Annotated in this window: 18 protein-coding genes and 1 pseudogene; 15 read left to right on the forward strand and 4 right to left on the reverse strand. The window is 73.7% G+C overall.

What is annotated here, in order from left to right; all coding sequences use genetic code 11:
* Positions 1–110 precede the first annotated feature (110 nt).
* On the forward strand, positions 111–830 hold the full coding sequence (gene fabG / locus ACIP60_RS30100) for a 3-oxoacyl-[acyl-carrier-protein] reductase (RefSeq protein ID WP_100840135.1): 720 nt from the start codon (positions 111–113) through the stop codon (positions 828–830).
* Positions 831–832: 2 nt separating this feature from the next.
* Positions 833–1600 (forward strand): enoyl-ACP reductase FabI, encoded by a 768-nt coding sequence (fabI, locus tag ACIP60_RS30105; protein WP_400690197.1) that lies wholly within the window; start codon positions 833–835, stop codon positions 1598–1600.
* Positions 1601–1690: 90 nt separating this feature from the next.
* Here fabI and ACIP60_RS30110 read toward each other — a convergent pair whose 3' ends face one another.
* A complete protein-coding gene (locus ACIP60_RS30110; RefSeq protein WP_100840133.1) occupies positions 1691–2362 on the reverse strand; it encodes a FadR/GntR family transcriptional regulator in 672 nt (223 codons plus the stop codon).
* 94 nt (positions 2363–2456) lie between these two features.
* Here ACIP60_RS30110 and ACIP60_RS30115 point away from each other — a divergent pair, with 94 nt between their 5' ends.
* From ACIP60_RS30115 to ACIP60_RS30125, 3 genes are all read left to right on the forward strand, one after another.
* Positions 2457–3752: a CynX/NimT family MFS transporter gene (locus tag ACIP60_RS30115; RefSeq protein ID WP_400690200.1), complete on the forward strand. Its 1296-nt coding sequence runs from the start codon at positions 2457–2459 to the stop codon at positions 3750–3752.
* A 10-nt stretch (positions 3753–3762) separates the two neighbouring features.
* Positions 3763–3885, forward strand: a complete 123-nt coding sequence (locus ACIP60_RS30120) for an SGM_5486 family transporter-associated protein (RefSeq protein ID WP_255410667.1) — start codon at positions 3763–3765, stop codon at positions 3883–3885.
* A 98-nt stretch (positions 3886–3983) separates the two neighbouring features.
* Positions 3984–4511, forward strand: a complete 528-nt coding sequence (locus tag ACIP60_RS30125) for a histidine phosphatase family protein (protein WP_100840131.1) — start codon at positions 3984–3986, stop codon at positions 4509–4511.
* A 101-nt stretch (positions 4512–4612) separates the two neighbouring features.
* Here ACIP60_RS30125 and serB read toward each other — a convergent pair whose 3' ends face one another.
* Positions 4613–5875, reverse strand: coding sequence for a phosphoserine phosphatase SerB (serB, locus tag ACIP60_RS30130; protein ID WP_400690205.1), 1263 nt, complete (start codon positions 5873–5875; stop codon positions 4613–4615).
* Positions 5876–6134: 259 nt separating this feature from the next.
* Here serB and ACIP60_RS30135 point away from each other — a divergent pair, with 259 nt between their 5' ends.
* The 3 genes from ACIP60_RS30135 to ACIP60_RS30145 all read left to right on the forward strand — a co-directional run bounded on the left by ACIP60_RS30135 (position 6135) and on the right by ACIP60_RS30145 (position 10762).
* Positions 6135–8843 (forward strand): FHA domain-containing protein, encoded by a 2709-nt coding sequence (locus ACIP60_RS30135; RefSeq protein ID WP_400690208.1) that lies wholly within the window; start codon positions 6135–6137, stop codon positions 8841–8843.
* A 142-nt stretch (positions 8844–8985) separates the two neighbouring features.
* Positions 8986–10125, forward strand: a complete 1140-nt coding sequence (locus tag ACIP60_RS30140; RefSeq protein ID WP_400690210.1) for a GAF domain-containing sensor histidine kinase — start codon at positions 8986–8988, stop codon at positions 10123–10125.
* Complete coding sequence (locus ACIP60_RS30145; RefSeq protein WP_400690213.1) at positions 10118–10762, forward strand: response regulator; 645 nt, start codon at positions 10118–10120, stop codon at positions 10760–10762. Before ACIP60_RS30140 ends, ACIP60_RS30145 begins: the two co-directional genes overlap by 8 nt.
* 24 nt (positions 10763–10786) lie before the next feature.
* Here the strand turns inward: ACIP60_RS30145 and ACIP60_RS30150 are convergent, their stop codons facing one another.
* Positions 10787–11584: a hypothetical protein gene (locus ACIP60_RS30150; RefSeq protein ID WP_400690215.1), complete on the reverse strand. Its 798-nt coding sequence runs from the start codon at positions 11582–11584 to the stop codon at positions 10787–10789.
* A 132-nt stretch (positions 11585–11716) separates the two neighbouring features.
* On the opposite strand from ACIP60_RS30150, the gene ACIP60_RS30155 reads away from it, so the two are divergent.
* The 6 genes from ACIP60_RS30155 (at position 11717) to ACIP60_RS30180 (ending at position 17642) form a co-directional block, all read left to right on the forward strand.
* Entirely contained in the window at positions 11717–12508 is a 792-nt protein-coding gene (locus ACIP60_RS30155; protein ID WP_100840126.1) for an ABC transporter ATP-binding protein, read from the forward strand.
* Positions 12509–12687: 179 nt separating this feature from the next.
* A complete protein-coding gene (locus tag ACIP60_RS30160; RefSeq protein WP_100840125.1) occupies positions 12688–13122 on the forward strand; it encodes an NfeD family protein in 435 nt (144 codons plus the stop codon).
* A gap of 11 nt (positions 13123–13133) precedes the next feature.
* On the forward strand, positions 13134–14159 hold the full coding sequence (locus ACIP60_RS30165; RefSeq protein WP_400690219.1) for an SPFH domain-containing protein: 1026 nt from the start codon (positions 13134–13136) through the stop codon (positions 14157–14159).
* Positions 14160–14338: 179 nt separating this feature from the next.
* Positions 14339–15106, forward strand: coding sequence for a sulfite exporter TauE/SafE family protein (locus ACIP60_RS30170; RefSeq protein WP_400690222.1), 768 nt, complete (start codon positions 14339–14341; stop codon positions 15104–15106).
* 143 nt (positions 15107–15249) lie between these two features.
* Positions 15250–15546 (forward strand): 4a-hydroxytetrahydrobiopterin dehydratase, encoded by a 297-nt coding sequence (locus ACIP60_RS30175; protein ID WP_400690224.1) that lies wholly within the window; start codon positions 15250–15252, stop codon positions 15544–15546.
* 134 nt (positions 15547–15680) lie between these two features.
* Positions 15681–17642 carry a PQQ-binding-like beta-propeller repeat protein gene (locus ACIP60_RS30180; protein WP_400690228.1) on the forward strand — a complete coding sequence of 654 codons (1962 nt, stop codon included), beginning with the start codon at positions 15681–15683 and terminating at the stop codon, positions 17640–17642.
* Positions 17643–17834: 192 nt separating this feature from the next.
* On the opposite strand, the pseudogene ACIP60_RS30185 reads toward ACIP60_RS30180, so the two are convergent.
* Positions 17835–18350, reverse strand: a pseudogene (locus ACIP60_RS30185) (HNH endonuclease); the annotation flags it as partial.
* Positions 18351–18566: 216 nt separating this feature from the next.
* Between ACIP60_RS30185 and tyrS the strand changes: the two are divergent.
* Positions 18567–19832, forward strand: coding sequence for a tyrosine--tRNA ligase (gene tyrS, locus ACIP60_RS30190; RefSeq protein WP_400690230.1), 1266 nt, complete (start codon positions 18567–18569; stop codon positions 19830–19832).
* Positions 19833–20264: the final 432 nt, after the last annotated feature.

The raw sequence follows: 20264 nt of genomic DNA on the forward strand, positions 1-20264 counted from the left end.
CCCTGTCGGAGGCGGCTTCGCCCGGGATCGCACCCTACCGATAGCGTCGCTGGTGAACTGCGCGCGGTCGCGCGTGCACTGCCGACGCACATCGAGAGAGAGGTGGACCCTTGAGCCGCTCGGTACTGGTCACCGGAGGCAACCGGGGCATCGGTCTGGCGATCGCCCAGAGCTTCGCCGAGGCGGGCGACAAGGTCGCCATCACCAGCCGCAACGGCGAGGTCCCGGCGGAGCTCGCCAAGTACGACGTCCTCGCCGTCCGCGCCGACATCACCGACGCCGAGCAGGTCGACGCCGCCTTCACCGAGATCGAGGCCGCGCACGGCCCGGTCGAGGTCCTGGTCGCCAACGCCGGCATCACCAAGGACACCCTGCTGCTGCGCATGTCCGAGGAGGACTTCACCTCCGTCCTGGACACCAACCTCACCGGCACCTTCCGGGTGGTCAAGCGCGCCGCCGCCAAGATGCTGCGCGCCCGCAAGGGCCGGGTCGTGCTGATCTCCTCGGTGGTCGGCCTCAGCGGCTCCGCCGGGCAGGTCAACTACGCCGCCTCCAAGGCCGGCCTGGTCGGCTTCGCCCGCTCCCTCGCCCGCGAGCTCGGCTCCCGCAGCATCACCGTCAACGTGGTGGCGCCCGGCTTCGTCGACACCGACATGACCGCCGTGCTCAGCGAGGAGCGCCGCAAGGAGATCGTCTCCGACGTCCCCCTGGGCCGCTACGCCGCCCCCGCCGAGATCGCCTCGGCCGTGCGGTTCCTGGCCTCCGACGAGGCCGCGTACATCACCGGAGCCGTCGTTCCCGTCGACGGCGGATTGGGCATGGGCCACTGACCATGACTGGAATTCTCGAAGGCAAGCGCATCCTGATCACCGGCGTGCTGATGGAGTCCTCCATCGCCTTCCACACCGCGCGGCTCGCCCAGGAGCAGGGCGCCGAGATCATCCTCACCGCCTTCCCCCGGCCCAGCCTCACCGAGCGCATCGCCAAGAAGCTGCCCGCGCCGGTCAAGGTCCTGGAGCTCGACGTCTCCAGCGCGGAGCAGCTGGCCGGCATCGCCGACCAGGTCCGCGAGCACCTGCCCACCCTCGACGGCATCGTCCACTCGATCGGCTTCGCGCCGCAGGACGCCCTCGGCGGCAACTTCCTCGACACCCCGTGGGAGTCGGTCGCCACCGCGATGCAGGTCTCCGCGTACTCGCTCAAGTCGCTCACGACGGCGCTGCTCCCGCTCATGCAGGACGGCGGCTCGGTGGTCGGCCTGACCTTCGACGCGCAGTTCGCCTGGCCGCAGTACGACTGGATGGGCCCGGCGAAGGCCGCCCTGGAGTCCACCAACCGGTACCTCGCCCGCTACCTGGGCTCGCGCGACATCCGCTGCAACCTGATCTCGGCCGGCCCGATCGGGTCGATGGCCGCGAAGTCGATCCCCGGCTTCCCGGACCTCGCCGCGACCTGGGACACCCGCTCCCCGCTCAAGTGGGACCTCTCCGACCCGGAGCCGGCCGGCCGCGGCGTCGTCGCCCTGCTCAGCGACTGGTTCCCGAAGACCACCGGCGAGATCATCCACGTCGACGGCGGGCTGCACGCGATCGGCGCCTGAGCACCCCGTTCCGAGCTGCTCCACGCGCGGGCGCGGCCGTTCCCCCCGGGGACGCGGCCGCGCCCGTTCGCGCTCCCGAGGGCCCCCGGGCTAGGGGTTCTCCTTGCAGAAGCCGATGGCGCGGCCCGCCTCGTCGGCGGCCCGCTCGGGGTCGCCGGCCCGGATGGCGTCGAGGATCGCGGTGTGCGGGACCCAGCGGTGCGGGAGCAGGTCGGGGCCGACGTCGTGGCGGAGGTGGGCGCGCAGGACCTCGCCGAGGTCGGCGTAGACGGCGGCCAGCACGTCGTTGTGGGCGGCGGCGACCACGGCCTGGTGGAAGGCGGCGTCGGTCTGGATGAAGTCCTCGGGGACGCCGGAGTTCCAGGCGGCGTCGCGGCGGGCCAGCGCGGCGTCGAGGAGTTCGAGGTCGCGCGGGGTGCGGCGGAGGGCCGCGAAGCCGGCGGCGGAGGTCTCCAGGGTGGCGCGCAGCTCGGCGACCTGGTCCTGGTCGGCGTCGGCGAAGCGGCGGTGCAGCACGCCCGCGAGCTCGCTGGTGGCCAGGACGTAGGTGCCGGAGCCCTGGCGGATGTCGAGCAGCCCGTTGTGGGCCAGGGCCCGGACGGCCTCGCGGACGGTGTTGCGGGCGACGCCGAGCTGGTCGACGAGCTCCGCCTCGGTGGGGATGCGGGAGCCGACCGGCCACTCGCCGGAGGTGATCTGGGCCCGGAGCTGGGCGATCACCTGGTCGGAGAGCGGGGTGCGACGGGTGGTCGACAGCGCCAAGGTCGTGCTCCTTCTGTGGGCCAGGTCATCCGGCGGGCCAGGTCATCAGGATACCGGGGTGCGGTAAGTCATCCCATGATTCTATGATTGCGCCATGTCTACCGCAGCAGACCCCTCCACCACCGAGACCGGGAGCCGTCCGCCCGCCGCTCCGCCTGTCGGCACACCCGCCGGTCCGCCCGCCCGGACGGCCGCGCGCGACGCCGCCGCCGTCCTGCTCGCCGTCGCGGTGGCCGCCGCCGCGGTGAACCTGCGCCCCGTGGTGACCAGCCTCGGCGCGCTGCTCGACCCGGTCCGCGACGGCCTGGGGATGAGCGCCACGACGGCCGGGCTGCTGGCCGCCGTGCCGCCGCTGTGCTTCGCGGTGCTGGGCGTCTGCGCGCCCGGCCTGGCCCGCCGGATGGGGCCGGTCGCGGTGGTGACGGCCGCCATGGCCGCGATCGCGGCGGGCGTGCTGGCCCGCTCGTTCACCGGCTCCGCCGTGGTCTTCCTGCTGCTGACCGCGCTGGCGCTGGCCGGGGTGGCGCTGGCCAACGTGCTGATCCCGGTGGTGATCAAGCGCCACTTCCCGGACCGGGTGGCGCCGATGATCGGCCTGTACTCGATGGCGCTGTCGGTGGGCACCTCGCTCGCCGCGGCCACCACCGTCCCGCTGACCGACGCGATGGGCGGCAGCTGGCGGCTCGGCCTGGGCGTGTGGGGCCTGCTCGCGGTGGCCGCGCTGGCGGTCTGGCTGGTGGTGCTGTTCCTGCGCCGGGAGAAGGCCGGCACGGCGTCGGCGGCCCCGGCGGCCGCGCACGTCAAGCTGCCGATCCTGCGCAGCCGCACCGCGTGGGCGCTGGCCGCGTTCTTCGGCCTGCAGTCGACCAGCGCGTACAGCGCGATGGGCTGGCTGCCGAAGATCTACCACGACGCCGGGGTGTCGGAGTCGGCGTCCGGCGTGCTGCTGGCCCTGGTGATGGCGGTCAGCGTGCCGGTCTCCTTCCTGCTGCCGAACCTGGCCGCCCGGCGCGGCGACCAGCGGCTGTACGTGGTGGTGCTCGGGCTGTGCGGGATCGCCGGCTTCCTCGGGCTGATGCTCGCGGCCGGCACGGTGCCGTGGCTGTGGGCGGTCCTGGTCGGCCTGTCGATGTGCGCGTTCCCGCTGGCGCTGACCATGCTCGGCCTGCGCGCCCGCACCCCGGGCGGGGTGACCCAGCTGTCGGCGTTCGCGCAGAGCCTGGGCTACCTGATCTCCATCCCGGGCCCGATCCTGATGGGCGCGCTCTACCAGGGCACCGGCCGGTGGTACCTGCCGCTGGGCCTGCTCGCCCTGCTGCTGGTGCCGCAGATGCTGGTCGGGCTGCGCGCGGCCCGGGCCCGGCACATCGAGGACGAGGCCGTCGGCTAGGCTCGGCGCCATGCCGGTACTCGACCCGAACCCGCAGGGCGGGCAGAAGAAGCTGTTGCAGATGCTCGGCCTGATCGCCGGCATCGTGGTGGTGATCGCGATCGTGGCGACGGTGGCCAACGCGATGGGCTGAACCGCCCGCCCGGCGGCTCCGGGCCGCCGCCACCCGCAGGGGTGGCAGCTTTCCGGACGGCGCGACCGGAGGCCGGTTTTCTGCGAAGCTCTAGGGGTATGAGCGCAGACACCCCTCGTAGGATCATCGTCCTCCGCCATGCCCGGGCCGACTGGCCCAACCAGGTCAACGACCACGACCGCCCGCTCGCCGACCGCGGCCGGGGCCAGGCCACCGCGGCCGGCCGCTGGCTGGCCGACTCCGGGGTCAACCCCGACCACGTGCTGTGCTCCACCGCGCTGCGGACCAGGGAGACCTGGAAGCTGGTCGCCCACGAGCTGCCCAAGCGGGCCCGGAAGACGGCCTACGAGGACCGGGTGTACGAGGCCCAGCCCGGCCGGCTGATCGAGGTCATCCAGGAGACCCCCGACGAGCACGCCGACCTGCTGCTGGTCGGCCACAACCCCGGCGTGCTCGGCCTCACCCAGGTGCTGGCCGGCGACGAGGGCGACACCGAGGCGCTCAACCGGCTGCGCCTGAACGGCTTCCCGCCCGCCGCGGTGGCCGTGCTCAGCTTCGGCGGGCCGTGGAAGCTGGTCGAGCCCGGGGTGGCCCGGCTCGACTCGTACTTCATGCCGCAGGACTGAGCGGCGGCCTTCACGCCGCTGCGGGACCGAGCGGCGACGGCGCACCGACGGCGAGGGGCGGTACCCGTACGCGGGTGCCGCCCCTCGCCGTCGGTGCGCCGTCAGTCCTCGGTGGGCGTGCCGTCCAGCTCGTCGGCCGCCTCGACCTCCTCGCGGGTCACCCCGAGCAGGTACAGCACGGTGTCCAGGAACGGCACGTTCACGGCGGTGTCGGCCTGCTCGCGGACCACCGGCTTGGCGTTGAACGCGACGCCCAGCCCGGCCGCGTTCAGCATGTCCAGGTCGTTGGCGCCGTCGCCGATCGCCACCGTCTGCTCCAGCGGCACCCCGGCCCGCTCGGCGAACCGGGCCAGCCAGCGGGCCTTGCCCGCCCGGTCGACGATCTCGCCGGTCACCCGGCCGGTGAACTTCCCGTCCGCGACCTCCAGGGTGTTGGCGGCGGCGAAGTCCAGGCCCAGCCGCTCCACCAGGTGGTCGGTGACCTGGGTGAACCCGCCGGAGACGATCGCCACCTGGTAGCCGAGCCGCTTGAGGGTGCGGATCAGCGTCCGGGCGCCCGGGGTCAGCCGGACCTCGGCGCGGACCTTCTCGGTGACCGCGGCGTCCAGCCCGGCCAGCAGCGCCACCCGGGCGCGCAGCGACTCGGCGAAGTCCAGCTCGCCGCGCATCGCCTGCGCGGTCACCTCGGCGACCTGCTCCTCGCAGCCCGCGTGGGCCGCGAACAGCTCGATCACCTCGTCCTGGATCAGCGTGGAGTCCACGTCCATCACCACCAGGCGCTTGGCCCGCCGGTACAGGCCCGCCCGGACCACCGCGATGTCCACCCGCTGGGCCGCGGCCTCCGCCGCCAGCACCGCGCGCAGCTCCTCGGTGGGCACCCCCGAGATGGTCAACTCCACGGCGGTCACCGGGTACTTGGCGAGCCGGAAGACCCGGTCGATGTTGCCGCCGGTCTCCGACACCCGGGCCGACAGCGCCGCCACCGCCGCCGCCGTCAGCGGATTGCCGAGCACCGTCACGTGCGAGCGGCCCTCGCCGCGCGAACGGTTGTCGCCGGTGCCGGAGATGACCTCGGCCTGGAGCTTGTGCTCCTCCGCCCAGCGGTGCACGGTCACCCGCAGCGCGCCCTCCGCGCCCGGCGCGGCCGGGGGAGTGACCAGGGCGCACAGCGTTATCCGGCCACGGGTCACCACCTGCTCGATGTCGATCACCTCGACGCCGAAACCGGCGAGCCGGTCGAACAGGCCCGCGGTGATCCCGGGGCGGTCCTTGCCGAACACCTTGACCAGCAGCGTGCGCTCGGCGTCGGTGCTCACGGGCGGCGCGGCGGAAAGGGCCTGAGCGGCCGGATCAGTTGCGTTCATGGTGCCCCCCACGCTACCCGGACCGCCCGCGCCCCGACCGCAGGCGTCCGGTTCGTGGGACGCCCGCCGGACCCGCCGCCCGGCACCCGTCCCGGCGCTCCTCCCGCACCCGTCCCGGCGCTCCTCCCGCACCCGACCCGGGCCGTCCCGGCGGCCCGCCGGATGCCCCGGAACCGCCCCGACCTGGTTGCCGAGCGGTCACAGAAGCCCGTCCCGACTTCCGAGTACGCCCGCCGGGCTGGAATGATTCCCCCGTCAGATGCAACATCCTGGGGGACCGGAGAGCAGGGCGGGCGGAGAGTTGCCGCAACTCGTACTTGAAATCGACGGCCGGCAGCGGGTACTGGAACCCGGCCGCGCCTACACCATCGGCCGCGATCCGGCTTCGGACTTCCCGTTCGACGACGCCCGGGTCTCCTGGCGGCACGCCGCCCTGAGCTTCGACGGCGCCACCTGGCAGCTCGCCGACCACGGCTCCACCAACGGCACCTTCGTCGCCGGGGCCCGGGTCGCCCAGGCCGCGGTCCACCCCGGCACCGTCGTGCACCTCGGCAACGGCCAGAACGGACCCCGGCTCGCCTTCACCGCGCCGGTCGCCGCCCCCGGCCCGCAGGGCGGCGGCATCCACGAGGCCGCCACCAGCCGCGCCGCCGGCCCGCAGCCGGGCCGGGCCCCCTACCAGCAGCCGCAGTTCGGCCCCGGCCCGGCCGCCGTGCCGGGCCACCGGCCGCCGCCGGTCGAGCAGCCGATCCCGCAGGGCTGGGACGCCCCCACCCCGCGCCCCGGCTTCCCCCAGCAGCAGGCCCCCGCGCCCGTCCCGCCGCAGGCCCAGCCGCCGCAGCCGCCGGCCCGGCAGCCGTTCCCGGTGCAGCAGCAGTTCCCCGAGCCGCCGCCCGCGCAGCCGCACGTCCCGGCCGGGCTGCCGCAGCCGGGCGCCCCGGTCGGCGGGCTCGGCCACCCGACGATGATCCGCAGCCTGGCCGGCGGCCGCACCATCCGGATCGGCCGCGCGCTCGACAACGACATCGTGGTCTCCGACCTCCAGGTCTCCCGCCACCACGCCGAGCTGCGCCAACTCCCGGACGGCCGCTGGGAGATCGTCGACCTCGGCAGCCACAACGGGATCTTCCTCAACGGCCAGCCCACCCGCCGCCAGCTGATGGGCCCGCAGGACCGGCTCACCGTCGGCCACTCCTCCTTCGTGCTGGTCGGCGACCAGCTCCAGGAGTTCGTCGACAACGGCGCCGTCTCCTTCTCCGCCCACCACCTGACCGTCGAGGTCGACTTCAAGGGCGGCAAGAAGGTCCTGCTCGACGACGTCAGCTTCTCCGTCCCGGAGAAGTCCCTGGTCGCGGTGATCGGCCCGTCCGGCTCCGGCAAGTCCACCCTGCTGCGCGCCCTCACCGGCTACCGCCCCGCCGACCGCGGCGACGTGCTCTACGACGGCCGCAACCTGTACCGCCAGTTCGCCGAACTGCGCTCCCGGATCGGCCTCGTCCCGCAGTCCGAGATCCTGCACAAGGAACTCACCGTCCGCACCGCCCTCAAGTACGCGGCCCAGCTGCGCTTCCCCGGCGACACCGAGGCCGCCGAGCGCGCGCGCCGGGTCGACGAGGTGCTGTACGAACTGCGCCTGGACAAGCGCGCCGACAACCGGATCACCGCGCTCTCCGGCGGCCAGCAGAAGCGCGTCTCGGTCGCCCTGGAGCTGCTCACCAAGCCCTCGCTGATCTTCCTGGACGAGCCCACCTCCGGCCTCGACCCGGGCATGGACCGCGAGGTCATGCAGACCCTGCGCGGCCTGGCCGACGACGGCCGCACCGTCCTCGTCGTCACCCACTCGGTCGCCGAACTCGCGCTCTGCGACCGGCTGCTGGTGATGGCCCCCGGCGGCTCGGTGGCCTACTTCGGCCCGCCCGGCGAGGCGCTGCACTTCTTCGGCTACGAGACCTGGGCCGACGTCTTCCAGGCGTTCGAGAACTACCCCGACCACGACTGGGCCGGCCGCTACCGCAACTCCGTCCACCACCAGCAGTACTCGGCCAACGTGGACGCCGCGGTCTCCCAGGTGCAGCAGCCCAACGCGGTCAACCAGCTGCGCCCGCCCAAGCCGCAGAGCTGGGGCTCCCAGCTGTGGACGCTGATCCGCCGCTACCTGGCGGTGATCGCCTCGGACAAGGGCTTCATCGCACTGTCCCTGCTGCTGCCGCTGGTCCTCGGCGCGGTCTCCGCCGTCATCCCCGACAAGTGCGGCCTCGCCCCGTGCGGCAACGGCCGCAACGACGTCGCCCGGCTGATCCTGATGGTCGTCGCGTTCTCCGCCTGCCTGTCCGGCTCGGCGAACTCGGTCCGCGAACTCATCAAGGAACGCGCGATCTACGAGCGGGAGCGCGCCACCGGCCTGTCCCGCTCCGCCTACCTGGCCTCGAAGTTCATCGTGCTCGGCGCGATCAGCTTCCTCCAGGGCGGCATCATCTCCGCGATCGCGTTCAAGGTCCGCACCCTCCCCGCCGAGGGCCTGATCCTCAAGCACCTGCCCGCGGTCGAGATGTCCGTCGGCGTGATCCTGCTCAGCTTCACCTCCATGATGGTCGGCCTGGCGATCTCCTCGCTGGTCAAGACCGCCGAGAAGACCATGCCCCTGCTGGTCATGTTCGCCATCGTCCAGATGGTCTTCACCGGCGCGATCTTCCAGCTCTTCGACAAGCCCGGCCTGGAGCAGCTCGGCTGGCTGATGCCCGCCCGCTGGGGCGTCGCCGCCAGCGGCAACACGCTCGACCTCGCCCACATCTCCCCGGTGGTCGTGGCCAAGCCCCCGGAGACCGCCCCGCTGGACTCCCTCTGGGACCACTCGGCGGGCATCATGTTCCTCAACTGGTTCGTCCTGGTCCTGATCGCGGCGGGCCTGGGCTTCGCCATCCAGCGCTTCCAGAAGCGCCACGAACCCGAGGTCATGCAGAACGGCTGACCCCGCCGGCACCGCTCCGGCACCGTGCGCGAAGGGCCCCTCCGGGGGCCCTTCGCCGTTCCGCCGCACCCGGAGGGGGGCCCTCCGGCCTAGGCCCCGCGCCCGAGGCGGCCGGAGCGGGCCCGGCGGTAGCGTGGGCGGCATGGACAGTCCCCGGTGCGACCCGTCGTTGCAGGCGATCGAGGCGGTCAGCACGGCGGTGCTGGCGATGTCCCGGCCGCTGGAGGTCCGGGAGGTGCTGCGGCGGATCACCGCCTCCGCGCGCACCCTGCTCGGGGCCGAGTACGCGGCGCTCGGGCTGCCGGACGACCACGGCGGGTTCGCCCAGTTCGTGGTGGACGGGGTGAGCGACGAGCAGTGGCGGGCGATCGGCCCGCTGCCGCGCCAGCACGGCGTGCTGGCCTCGATGCTGCACGACCGCGAACCCACCCGGCTGGAGGACGTCCGCACCGCGCCCGCGTTCGGCGGCTGGCCGGACGCCCACCCGGACATGACCGACTTCCTCGGGATGCCGATCATGGACGAGGACGAGATCGCCGGCGCCCTGTTCCTGGCCAACAAGCCCGGCGGCTTCACCGACCACGACGAGGAACTGCTGCGCATCCTGGTCGCGCACGCCGCGCTCGCCCTCGGCAACGCCCGGCTCTACGAGCGCAGCCGCGAACTGACCCTGTCCGGCGAGCGGGCCCGGATCGCCCACGACCTGCACGACGCCGTCTCGCAGAAGCTGTTCTCGCTGCGGCTGACCGCCCGCGCCGCCGCCAAGCTGGTCGACCGGGACCCGGCCCGGGCCCGCGACCACCTGGCCGAGGTGGCCCGGCTCGCCGCCGAGGCCGCCGACGAACTGCGCGCCGTGGTCGTCGAACTGCGCCCCGCCGCGCTGGAGGAGGACGGCCTGGTGGCCACCCTCGCCTCGCAGGTCCAGGTGCTGGACCGGGCCCACAGCGCCGCCGTCGCCTTCACCGCCACCGGCGTCCGCGCACTGCCCGCCGCCCAGGAGGCGGCCGTCCTGCGGGTCGCCCAGGAGGCGCTGCACAACGCGCTGCGGCACGCCCGGGCCGGCACCGTCACGGTCACCCTCACCGGCACCCCGAACCGCGGCGTCAAGCTGACCGTCCGCGACGACGGCCGCGGCTTCGACCCCGAGTCGGTGCGCCGGGCCGGCCGGCACCTCGGGCTGGTGTCGATGCGCGACCGGGCCGCCGCGGTCGGCGGCCGGCTGTCCCTGGAGTCCGCCCCGGGCCGGGGCACCCTGGTCGAACTGGAGGTCCCCGGTGCCTGACACCGCGTCACCGATCCGCGTGCTGCTGGTGGACGACCACCAGGTGGTCCGGCGCGGCCTGCGCACCTTCCTGGAGGTGCAGGACGACATCGAGGTGGTCGGCGAGGCCGCCGACGGCGCCGAGGCCGTCGAGCGGGCCGCCGAACTCGCCCCCGACGTGGTCCTGATGGACCTCAAGATGCCCAAGGTCGACGGCATCGAGGCGCTGCGCCTGCTGCGCGAGCGCGGCAGCGCGGCCCGGGTGCTGATCGTCACCAGCTTCACCGAGCACCGCACCGTGGTCCCGGCGCTGCGCGCGGGCGCCGCGGGCTACGTGTACAAGGACGTCGACCCGGAGGCGCTGGCCGGGGCGATCCGCTCGGTGCACGCCGGACACGTCCTGCTCCAGCCCGAACTGGCCGCCGCGCTGCTCGCCGAGGACGTCCCGGCCGCGCCGCAGGGCCGCGGCGGGACCCTCACCGACCGGGAGCGCGAGGTGCTCTCGCACATCGCCGACGGCCGCTCCAACCGGGAGATCGCCCGCGCCCTGCACCTGTCGGAGAAGACGGTCAAGACGCACGTGTCGAACATCCTGATGAAGCTGGACGTCGCCGACCGCACCCAGGCCGCCCTGTGGGCCGTCCGCAACCAGGGCTGACGTCCGCAGGCGGGGTCGAGGAGTTCAGTGCCGCTCGTCCACCGCCGCGTTGTGCGCCGCGACCTGGGCCCGCCGGGCGGTGCGGTCCAGCGGGGCGAGGGTCTCCCGCCGGGCGGCCATCTCGGAGGCGGAGACCGCCGCCCCGTGCCCGCCCGCCGCGATGTGCAGCAGCGCGGACACCTGCCGGGCCGACTGCAGCACCCGCACCGCGCGCGGCGGGTAGCCGGGTGCCAGCAGCTCGCGGTGGCCCTGCCGGCGGAAGGACTCCAGGGCGCGCAGCGTCTCCGGCCCGGCCCCCGCCACGTCCAGCCGGGTCAGCGCGGCGGTCGCCTCCCGCAGCCCGTCGGCCAGTTCGCGCTCGGCCTCGTCCAGCGAGGGCACGTCGGCGGGCGGCGCGTCCTCGACCGGCAGGCACTGCCACAGCACCCGCACGCCCTGGTCGCCGGCCGGCCCGTACACCTCGACCTCCGGCACCAGCCCGTACGGGACGCCGACCGCCAGGACGGCCTCGCCGGCGCCCAGCGCCAGCGCGTTGAACGCGGGCGGGCCGGTCAGCCCGAGCGGGTGCCCGGCCACCGGGAGGGCCAGCCGCAGGCCCCGCGCGCCCAGCGAGCGCAGCCGCCCCAGCGCCCAGGTCAGGCCGTGCAGCGAGTCCGGGGCCTCGCCGGGCAGGCCGGTCACCCGGTGGGCGTCGTCCGCGCCCTGGACGGCGGCGACCGCGTCGTCGGGGGAGGAGGCGCCGGCCAGCAGCGCGTTGCCCCAGGCGGTGAGCCGCCCCGAACGGGGCTCTTGGTACGGATTGTCGGCAGGAGTGACGAGCATCGGACCAGCCTACGGACAAGCGCGCCGGGCGGGTGGCGTAGGTTTGGCCTGACACAGGTGGACCGCACCCCGAGGACCTCACGCCCAGGTCCCACGGACGGCCGGATTCTTGCATTTGGGGAAGGCGTAGGCATGAGCGACGTGCTGGAGCTGGTGGACGTTTCCGTGGTCCGGGAGGGGCGCGCGCTCGTCGATCACGTGTCCTGGTCGGTCCGGGAGGGCGAGCGCTGGGTGGTGCTCGGCCCGAACGGCGCGGGCAAGACCACGCTGCTCCAGATCGCCGGCGCCTACCTGTTCCCCAGCTCCGGCGAGGCCGTGGTGCTCGGCGAGAAGCTCGACCAGGTCGACGTGTTCGAGCAGCGGGCCCGGATCGGCCTGGCCAGCGCCGCGATGTACGAGAAGCTGCCGGTCGGCCAGACCGTGCTGGAGACGGTGCTGACCGCCGCGTACGGGCAGACCGTGCACGGCAAGGAGACCTACGAGGACTCCGACGAGCAGCGCGCCCTCCTGCTGCTCGACCGGCTCGGCATGGCCGGTTTCGTCGGCCGCAAGTTCGGCAGCCTCTCCGAGGGCGAGCGCAAGCGCACCCTGATCGCCCGCGCCCTGATGACCGACCCCGAGCTGCTGCTGCTCGACGAGCCCGCCGCCGGCCTCGACCTCGGCGGCCGGGAGGACCTGATCCGCCGCCTCGCCGCGCTCGCCGGGGACGAGTACGCGCCGTCCATGGTGATGGTCACCCACCACGTCGAGGAGATCGTCCCCGGCATGACCCACGTGCTGATGATCCGTCAGGGCAAGGTGATGACGGCCGGACCGATCGGGACCACCCTCACCGCCCGCAACCTCTCGCACTGCTTCGGCCTGCCGCTGACCCTGGAGCAGCGCGGCGACCGGTGGACCGCGCAGGGCCTGCCGCTCGGCTGAACCGCGGCGGCGGGACGCGCGGCGGCGGGCGGCGACCGGCGGGCGGCGACCGGGGACGGAGACCTGCGGACGCGAACCGGCGGACGCGAACCGATCGACGGGGACCGGTCGTACACACGGCCGGTTTCCGCTGCCCCACCTGCGGGAAGCTACGCGGGGAGAGACCCGACTTCCCTAGGATGGAGCCCGTGGACAGCTGGATCTGGTGGCTGCTGCTCGCCGTCGCCCTGGGCATTCCGCTGGTGGTCACCGCGATGCCCGAGTTGGCGATGTTCGCGGTCGGCGCCGGCGCCGCCGCGCTGACGGCCGGACTGGGCGGCGGTGTGGTCCCGCAGTTCCTGGTGTTCGTCGCGGTCTCGGCCGCGCTGCTGGTGTTCGTCCGCCCGATCGCGTACCGCCAGCTCAAGAAGGGCCCGGGCTACCGCACGGGCGTGGAGGCGCTGACCGGCGCCACCGCAGTGGTACAGGAAACAGTCGACGGGGGAGAGGGCGGACGGATCAAGCTCAACGGCGAGATCTGGTCGGCCCGCGCGCTCCACCCGGGCTCGGTGTTCGAGCCGGGGCAGCAGGTCGACGTCGTCGAAATCCAGGGCGCCACCGCCCTGGTCGTCTAGGGGAGAAGCGCTTGGAACCCGTCCTCATCGTCCTGATCGTCCTGGTCGTGGTGGCCTTCATCGCCCTGATCAAGACGATCCAGGTGATCCCGCAGGCCAGCGCGGCGATCGTGGAGCGCTTCGGCCGCTACACCCGTACCCTCAGCGCCGGCCTGAACATCGTCGTCCCGTTCATCGACACCATCCGCAACCGGATCGACCTGCGCGAGCAGGTCGTCCCGTTCCCGCCGCAGCCCGTCATCACCTCGGACAACCTGGTCGTCAACATCGACACCGTCATCTACTACCAGGTGACCGACCCGCGGGCCGCGACCTACGAGGTGGCCAGCTACATCCAGGCCATCGAGCAGCTCACCGTCACCACCCTGCGCAACATCATCGGCTCGATGGACCTGGAGTCCACCCTGACCTCCCGCGAGGTCATCAACGCCGGCCTGCGCGGCGTGCTGGACGAGGCCACCGGCCGCTGGGGCATCCGGGTCAACCGGGTCGAGCTGAAGGCGATCGAGCCGCCGACCTCCATCCAGGACTCGATGGAGAAGCAGATGCGCGCCGACCGCGACAAGCGCGCCGCGATCCTCACCGCCGAAGGCGCCCGGCAGGCCCAGATCCTGCGCGCCGAGGGCGAGAAGCAGGCCGCCGTGCTCCAGGCCGAGGGCGAGGCGCAGGCCGCCGTCCTCAAGGCCGACGGTGAGGCCGCCGCGATCCGCACCGTCTTCGAGGCCATCCACGAGGGCGACGCCGACCAGAAGCTGCTCGCCTACCAGTACCTCCAGACCCTGCCCGAGCTCGCCAAGGGCGACGCCAACAAGCTCTGGATCATCCCCAGCGAGGTCGGCGACGCGCTCAAGGGCCTCGGCGGCGCCTTCCAGGGCGTCACCGGCGGCGGCGGCGCCCCCGCGGCGGCGGCCGTCCCGCCGTCCGCCACCCGCGTCCCGGTCGACCCGGCCACCGGCCCGCGCCCGGTGGACACCGAGAACAAGACCGCCCGCCCCCGGGTCGAGCCCACCCGCGAGTACCCCAAGATCGACGAGTAACCGGCACCGCACCCCGCCCGGGCCCCGTCCGACGTCCGCGTCGGCCGGGGCCCGGGCGCGTTCCGGGCGCGTTCCGGGCGCGTTCCGGGCGCGTTCCGGATGGCGGACCGCCCTGGCCAAGCCGCGCGCCGCTCCGGCATGATCGACCGGCGCGACAGCAGCCAACGAGGGGGAAGCCGATGACGCTGTGGGAGATGACCGCCGTCCTGCTGGCCGGTGTCGCCGCCGGGACCATCAACACCATCGTCGGCTCCGGCACCCTGATCACCTTCCCCGTCCTGCTCGCCGTCGGCCTGCCCCCCGTCACCGCCAACGTCTCCAACTCCCTCGGCCTGGTGCCCGGTTCACTGGCCGGCGCGATCGGCTACCGCGCCGAACTCGCCGGCCAGCGCCACCGCCTGCTCCGCTTCGGCACCGCCTCGCTGCTCGGCGGACTCACCGGCGCCGCCCTGCTGGTCACCCTCCCCGGCAGCGCCTTCGAGGCCGTCGTCCCGGTCCTCATCCTCACCGCCCTGGTCCTGGTCGTCCTGCAACCCCGGGTGGCCCGCGCGATGGCCGCCCGCCGCGCCGCCGCCGGCACCGCCGCCACCGCCGACGGCGGCTGGCCGCTGCTGTTCTGCATCGGCCTCACCGGCGTCTACGGCGGCTACTTCGGCGCCGCCCAGGGCGTCCTGCTGCTCGCCCTGATGGGCATGCTGCTCCCCGACGACCTCCAGACCGTCAACGGCATCAAGAACGTCCTCGCCATGCTCGTCAACGGCGTCGCCGCGGTCTTCTTCCTCTTCGCCTCCAGCATCGACTGGACCGCCGCCCTGCTGGTCGCCGTCGGCGCCACCCTCGGCGGCGCGTTCGGCGCCAAAATCGGCCGCCGCCTGCCGCCGATCGCGCTGCGCACCCTGATCGTGCTGGTCGGCCTCGCCGCCGTCACCAAACTGCTCTTCTTCTGAACCTCCCCGGCCCTCCCGCCGACCTCCCCCGCCGACCCTCCCCGCCCCCGTCGCGGCCCGTCTGGCTGGGCCTTTCCCGGGCGACGTAGGCTCGGCGGTGAGTCACGGCCGCCCCCGCGGCCGCAGCCCGGACGGAGACCGCCATGAGCCGCACCCGCCTCAGCGAGGAGCAGATCGCCAACGCCCTCGCCGACCTCCCGCAGTGGACCCGCACCGGCGAGGCCATCACCCGCACCGCCGAGACCGCGAGCTTCCCCACCGCGATCAGGGTCGTCGGCGCCGTCGCCGAACAGGCCGAGGCACTCGACCACCACCCCGACATCGACATCCGCTGGCGCACCCTCACCTTCCTGCTCACCACCCACAGTGCGGACGGCCTGACCAGCCTCGACATCACACTCGCCCACCTGATCGACCGCGCCCTCGACGACGCCGCCTGACCCCGCCCGCCCCCGCCGCCCCCGTCCGGCCCCGCCCGGACCCCGTCGGCCCCCGCGGCAGCCCGGGCAAGTCCCGCCCCCGCGCCGTGAGATGCTGGCCCCTTGCCAGACCGCAGTCGGGACGGACGGAACGCATGGCTCAGGAACCATCCACGACCCCCGGGTACGACCAGCAACCGTGGTACCCCCAGCAGCAGGGCTACCCGGAACAGCAGGCGTACGGGCAGCAGCCCCACGGCGAGCAGCCGCAGCCCTACGGCCACCCGGAGCAGCAGGCGTCCTACGCCGACCCGCAGCAGCAGGGCTACGGCTACCCGGACCAGCAGACCGCCTACGGGCAGCAGCCCCACCCCGGCCAGCAGCAGGCGTACGGCTACCCGGAGCAGCCCTACCAGGACCAGCCCTACCAGGACCAGCCGCAGCACGGCTACGGCTACCCGGAGCAGCAGGCGCCCTACGCCGGGCAGCCGACCGGCTACCAGGACCCGTCCGCCCAGCAGCTCTACGCGCCCGCCGAGCCCGGCCCGAGCCCGTTCGACCCGCCGCAGGCCGCACCGTACGGGCAGCAGCCCGCCGCCGGGGCCGCCCCCGCGTCCGGCCAGGCCCCCGCCTCCGACTACCCGCAGACCAGCGCCGAGGACCCGTTCGCCCCCGGCGGCGACGGCGTCCCCGCCACCACCGGCCCGTCCGGCGCGGCGACCCCCGGCCGGGAGCGGCCCGCCGCCACCGGCCTCGCCGCCCGGGCCCGGGCCGCGGTGCTCTCCGGCGAGGGCGCGCCCACCCGCCGCGGCCTGGCGATCCGGGTCGGCGCGGGCGTCGCCGCCCTGGCCGTGCTGATCACCGCGGGCGTGCTCGCGACGTCCGACGACGACGCCGAGACGCCCGCCGCCCGGGCCGCCCAGGGCGGCTCGCAGAACATCGCCGTCGCCCACACCAAGGCCTGGACGGTGGCCGCCGCCCAGGCCGCCGCCGACACCCAGGGCGCCGACGACACCCTGGCCGGCAGCTGGCTGCTGGCCGACACCGTGGTCCGCGCCGACGGGACGGGCGTGCACGCCTACGCCCTCGCCGACGGCAAGCCCACCTGGGAGCTCAAGGCCCCCGCCGACGGCGCCGTCCCCTGCGGCCTGTCCCCGGCCGTCAACGGCTCCGGCCTCGGCGCGGTCGTCTACCGCCCCGCCGCCGACCCGAAGAGCCCGTGCAGCACCGTCGCCGCCGTCGACACCAAGTCCGGCCAGGCGGTCTGGACGAAGACGCTCTCCGACGCCAAGGACGGCTACACCACCCACGTCGCCGTCACCGACGACAAGGTGATCGCGGTCGGCGAGGACAAGGCCGCCGCCTGGGCCGCCGCCGACGGCGCCGAAGCCTGGCAGTACACCGGCCAGGGCAAGTTCTGCACGCTCTCCGGCAACGCCGGCGCCTCCGTCGTGGTGCTGCACAGCCGCTGCGCCGACTCCACGCCCGCCGACCAGGCCGTCGCGCTCAACGTCTCCGACGGCAAGGTCAGGTTCTGGCGCGGCCTGAACAACCAGCCCACCACCGTCACCGTGCTCTCCGCCGAACCCGCCGTGGTGCTCACCACCGGCGAGAAGCCCGAGGACGAGCGGGTGTTCGCCTGGGGCGCCGAGGGTGACCCGGCCGCCGAGATCCCGCTCGCCGTCGAGGGCGGCGGCCGGCTGGACGTCGGCCGCGGCGGCTTCGACCCCGTCCCCGGCGTGTACTTCCAGGGCAGCACGATGTTCGCCGCGGTCGTCCCCGAGAGCGGCGGCAACCCCACCGCGATCACCGCCTACGACCTCACCACCGGCAAGCCGCAGTGGCGCACCCCCGTCGCCGAGAAGAGCAAGGCCCGCCCGATCGGGGTCGACGCCGGCGGCCTGGTGGTCGCCGCCGACGAGCACGGCGACCAGCCCGCCCACCTCAGCCGCTTCGCGCTTTCCGGCGGCCAGGAGACCCAGGGCGGCGCCTTCCCGCAGGGCACCGGCTCGCTGCTCACGGCCGGCCGGGTGCGCACCTCCACCGGGCACCTGGTGGCCGTCCCCGAGCACGCCTCCAACTACAGCGCGGTCACCGCCTTCACCAGCAAGGGCTGACCCCGCCCCGCTCAGCTGCGGCCCACCTCGCTCAGCCGCGGCCCGCAGCACGACGACGGGCCCGACCTGTCCCCTGATCAGGTCGGGCCCGTCGGTCTCTCACGCGCTCGCCGTCACCGGCACGGTCACCGCCGGTACGGCCACCGGTACGGCCACCGGTGCGACCGCCGGTACGGTCGCCGCTGCGGTCACCGCTGAGCTCCGGCCCCCCGGCAGCCAGGCGGCCAGCTCCCCCAGCTCACCCGCCCGCAACCCGAGCGCGAGCATCAACGTCGCCTCCGGCGTCGGCTCGAACGGCCGCCGCAGCAGCCGCATCCCCGCTTGCTCCGGCGTCCGGTCCGCCTTGCGCTGGTTGCACTCCCCGCAGGCCGCCACGGTGTTCAGCCAACTGTCCGCCCCACCGCGCGACTTGGGCGCCAGGTGATCCACCGTGCTGCCCCGCCGCCCGCAGTACGCGCACAGGAACTGGTCCCGCGCCAGCACCCCCCGCCGCGACCACGGAGCCCGTTGTCGGAACGGCACCCGCACGTACCTGGTCAGCCTGATCACCCGCGGCACCGGCAGCTGCACCCCCGAACCGCGCACCACCCGCAGCGGATGCGCCTGCTCGACCACCGCCTTGTCCTGTAGGACCAGCACCACGGCACGGCGCAGCGGCACCGTGCTCAACGGTTCGTAGCTCGCGTTCAGGACAAGGGTGTTGCGCATAACGGGCCACCTCCAGTGCTCGCCCCCGCCGCACGGCGGTGGCACCACTGTGAACGCCCGCCTCCCCCCGAACAACGGAATTTCCGCCCCCGCCCACCGACCTGCGCCGAAACCCCCGGACCCCGAGCGCGTAGGCTCTACCCCGCTGGAACCGTCCAGGCGCGCCGCCCACCGGGCCCACCGCGCCGGGCACCCGACCGAAGGAGACGCGGGACCGTGACCGACATCGTCGACGAGCTGCAGTGGCGCGGGCTGATCGCCCTGTCCACTGACGAGGACGCACTGCGCAAGGCGTTCGCGGACGGCCCGGTCACGTTCTATTGCGGCTTCGACCCGACCGCCCCCAGCCTGCACCTCGGCAACCTGGTCCAGATCCTCACCATGCGCCGCATCCAGCAGGCCGGGAACCTCCCGCTCGGCCTGGTCGGCGGCGCGACCGGCCTGATCGGCGACCCCAAGCCCACCGCCGAGCGCGTCCTCAACGACCCCGAGACGGTGGCCGGCTGGGTCGAGCGCCTGCGCGGTCAGGTGGCCCGCTTCCTCGACTTCGAGGGCGAGTACGCCGCCCGCATGGTCAACAACCTGGACTGGACGTCCGGCATGTCGGCCATCTCGCTGCTGCGCGACGTCGGCAAGTACTTCCGCGTCAACAACATGATCGCCAAGGAGGCGGTGGCCCGCCGCCTCAACTCCGACGCGGGCATCAGCTACACCGAGTTCAGCTACCAGATCCTCCAGGGCATGGACTTCCTGGAACTGAACCGCCGCTACGACTGCACCCTGCAGACCGGCGGCAGCGACCAGTGGGGCAACCTCACCGCCGGCAGCGACCTGATCCGCAAGGCCGAGGGCCGCTCCGTGCACGCCCTCGCCACCCCGCTGATCACCAAGGCCGACGGCACCAAGTTCGGCAAGACCGAGTCCGGCACCGTCTGGCTCGACCCCGAACTCACCACCCCCTACGCCTTCTACCAGTTCTGGCTGAACGCCGACGACCGCGACATCCCCAAGTTCCTGCGGATCTTCTCCTTCCGTAGCCACGAGGAGATCGAGCAGCTCGAACGCGACACCGCCGAACGCCCCGCCGCCCGCCTCGCCCAGCGCGCCCTCGCCGAGGAACTCACCACCCTCGTCCACGGAGCCGAGCAGTACGAGCGCGCCGTCGCCGCCTCCAAGGCCCTCTTCGGCCAGGGCGACCTCGCCGACCTCGAACCCGCCACCCTCGCCGCGGCCCTCGCCGAGGTCCCGAAGGCGACGGTCACCGAACTCGGCCAGCTCGTCGACCTACTGGTCGAATCCGGCCTGGCCCCCAGCCGTTCCGGCGCCCGCCGCACCATCAAGGAGGGCGGCGCCTACCTCAACAACGCCAAGGTCACCGACGAGGAAGCCGTCGCCACCACCGACGACCTCCTGCACGGCCGCTGGCTCGTCCTGCGCCGCGGCAAGCGCAACCTCGCCGCCGTCGAACTCGCCGGCGCGTGAGTCGTCCGCTCGCCAGTCGTCCGCTCGTCAGCTGTCGGCAGACGGCTTGAACCAGACCGCAGTTGACCTGCGGAGACCGCGAACAGGGGTCGGATCCAGCCAGATCCGGCCCCGTCGTGTTTGACTCGCCCGTCCTGGTGACCTAACGTAGTCCGAGTCGCCTGAACCGGCTGGGACCGGGAGGCGGAACCCCCCAAACCCCGATGAGCGATTCGTCGCGCGTCCATTCGAATTCCGGATGGAAAAGCGGACCGAATAACTCTGGTAGAGTTCGGGAGCGCCGAAAGGCGAAAGCGAATCGGATCGAATGAAACTCCGGAAAACGGAGCGGAAAACGTCTGATAAGCTGGGAACACGAAAGAACGAAGCGCCCGGAGGGTCCGCAGGAATGCGGCTCGAAGGAAGCGTCCGTTCCTTGAGAACTCAACAGCG

This window comes from Kitasatospora sp. NPDC088783, assembly GCF_044750705.1.
GTDB classification, from domain to species: Bacteria; Actinomycetota; Actinomycetes; order Streptomycetales; family Streptomycetaceae; genus Kitasatospora; species Kitasatospora fiedleri.

Excerpts from the sequence above, each read along its gene's own strand:
- ACIP60_RS30125 (WP_100840131.1), top strand. The coding sequence starts at position 3,984 with ATGAGCGCAGACACCCCTCGTAGGATCATCGTCCTCCGCCATGCCCGG.
- serB (WP_400690205.1), bottom strand. The coding sequence starts at position 5,875 with ATGAACGCAACTGATCCGGCCGCTCAGGCCCTTTCCGCCGCGCCGCCC.
- ACIP60_RS30170 (WP_400690222.1), top strand. The coding sequence starts at position 14,339 with ATGACGCTGTGGGAGATGACCGCCGTCCTGCTGGCCGGTGTCGCCGCC.
- ACIP60_RS30135 (WP_400690208.1), top strand. The coding sequence starts at position 6,135 with ATGCAACATCCTGGGGGACCGGAGAGCAGGGCGGGCGGAGAGTTGCCG.
- ACIP60_RS30155 (WP_100840126.1), top strand. The coding sequence starts at position 11,717 with ATGAGCGACGTGCTGGAGCTGGTGGACGTTTCCGTGGTCCGGGAGGGG.
- ACIP60_RS30180 (WP_400690228.1), top strand. The coding sequence starts at position 15,681 with ATGGCTCAGGAACCATCCACGACCCCCGGGTACGACCAGCAACCGTGG.
- ACIP60_RS30175 (WP_400690224.1), top strand. The coding sequence starts at position 15,250 with ATGAGCCGCACCCGCCTCAGCGAGGAGCAGATCGCCAACGCCCTCGCC.
- ACIP60_RS30140 (WP_400690210.1), top strand. The coding sequence starts at position 8,986 with ATGGACAGTCCCCGGTGCGACCCGTCGTTGCAGGCGATCGAGGCGGTC.
- ACIP60_RS30160 (WP_100840125.1), top strand. The coding sequence starts at position 12,688 with ATGGAGCCCGTGGACAGCTGGATCTGGTGGCTGCTGCTCGCCGTCGCC.
- ACIP60_RS30120 (WP_255410667.1), top strand. The coding sequence starts at position 3,763 with ATGCCGGTACTCGACCCGAACCCGCAGGGCGGGCAGAAGAAGCTGTTG.
- ACIP60_RS30115 (WP_400690200.1), top strand. The coding sequence starts at position 2,457 with ATGTCTACCGCAGCAGACCCCTCCACCACCGAGACCGGGAGCCGTCCG.
- ACIP60_RS30150 (WP_400690215.1), bottom strand. The coding sequence starts at position 11,584 with ATGCTCGTCACTCCTGCCGACAATCCGTACCAAGAGCCCCGTTCGGGG.
- fabI (WP_400690197.1), top strand. The coding sequence starts at position 833 with ATGACTGGAATTCTCGAAGGCAAGCGCATCCTGATCACCGGCGTGCTG.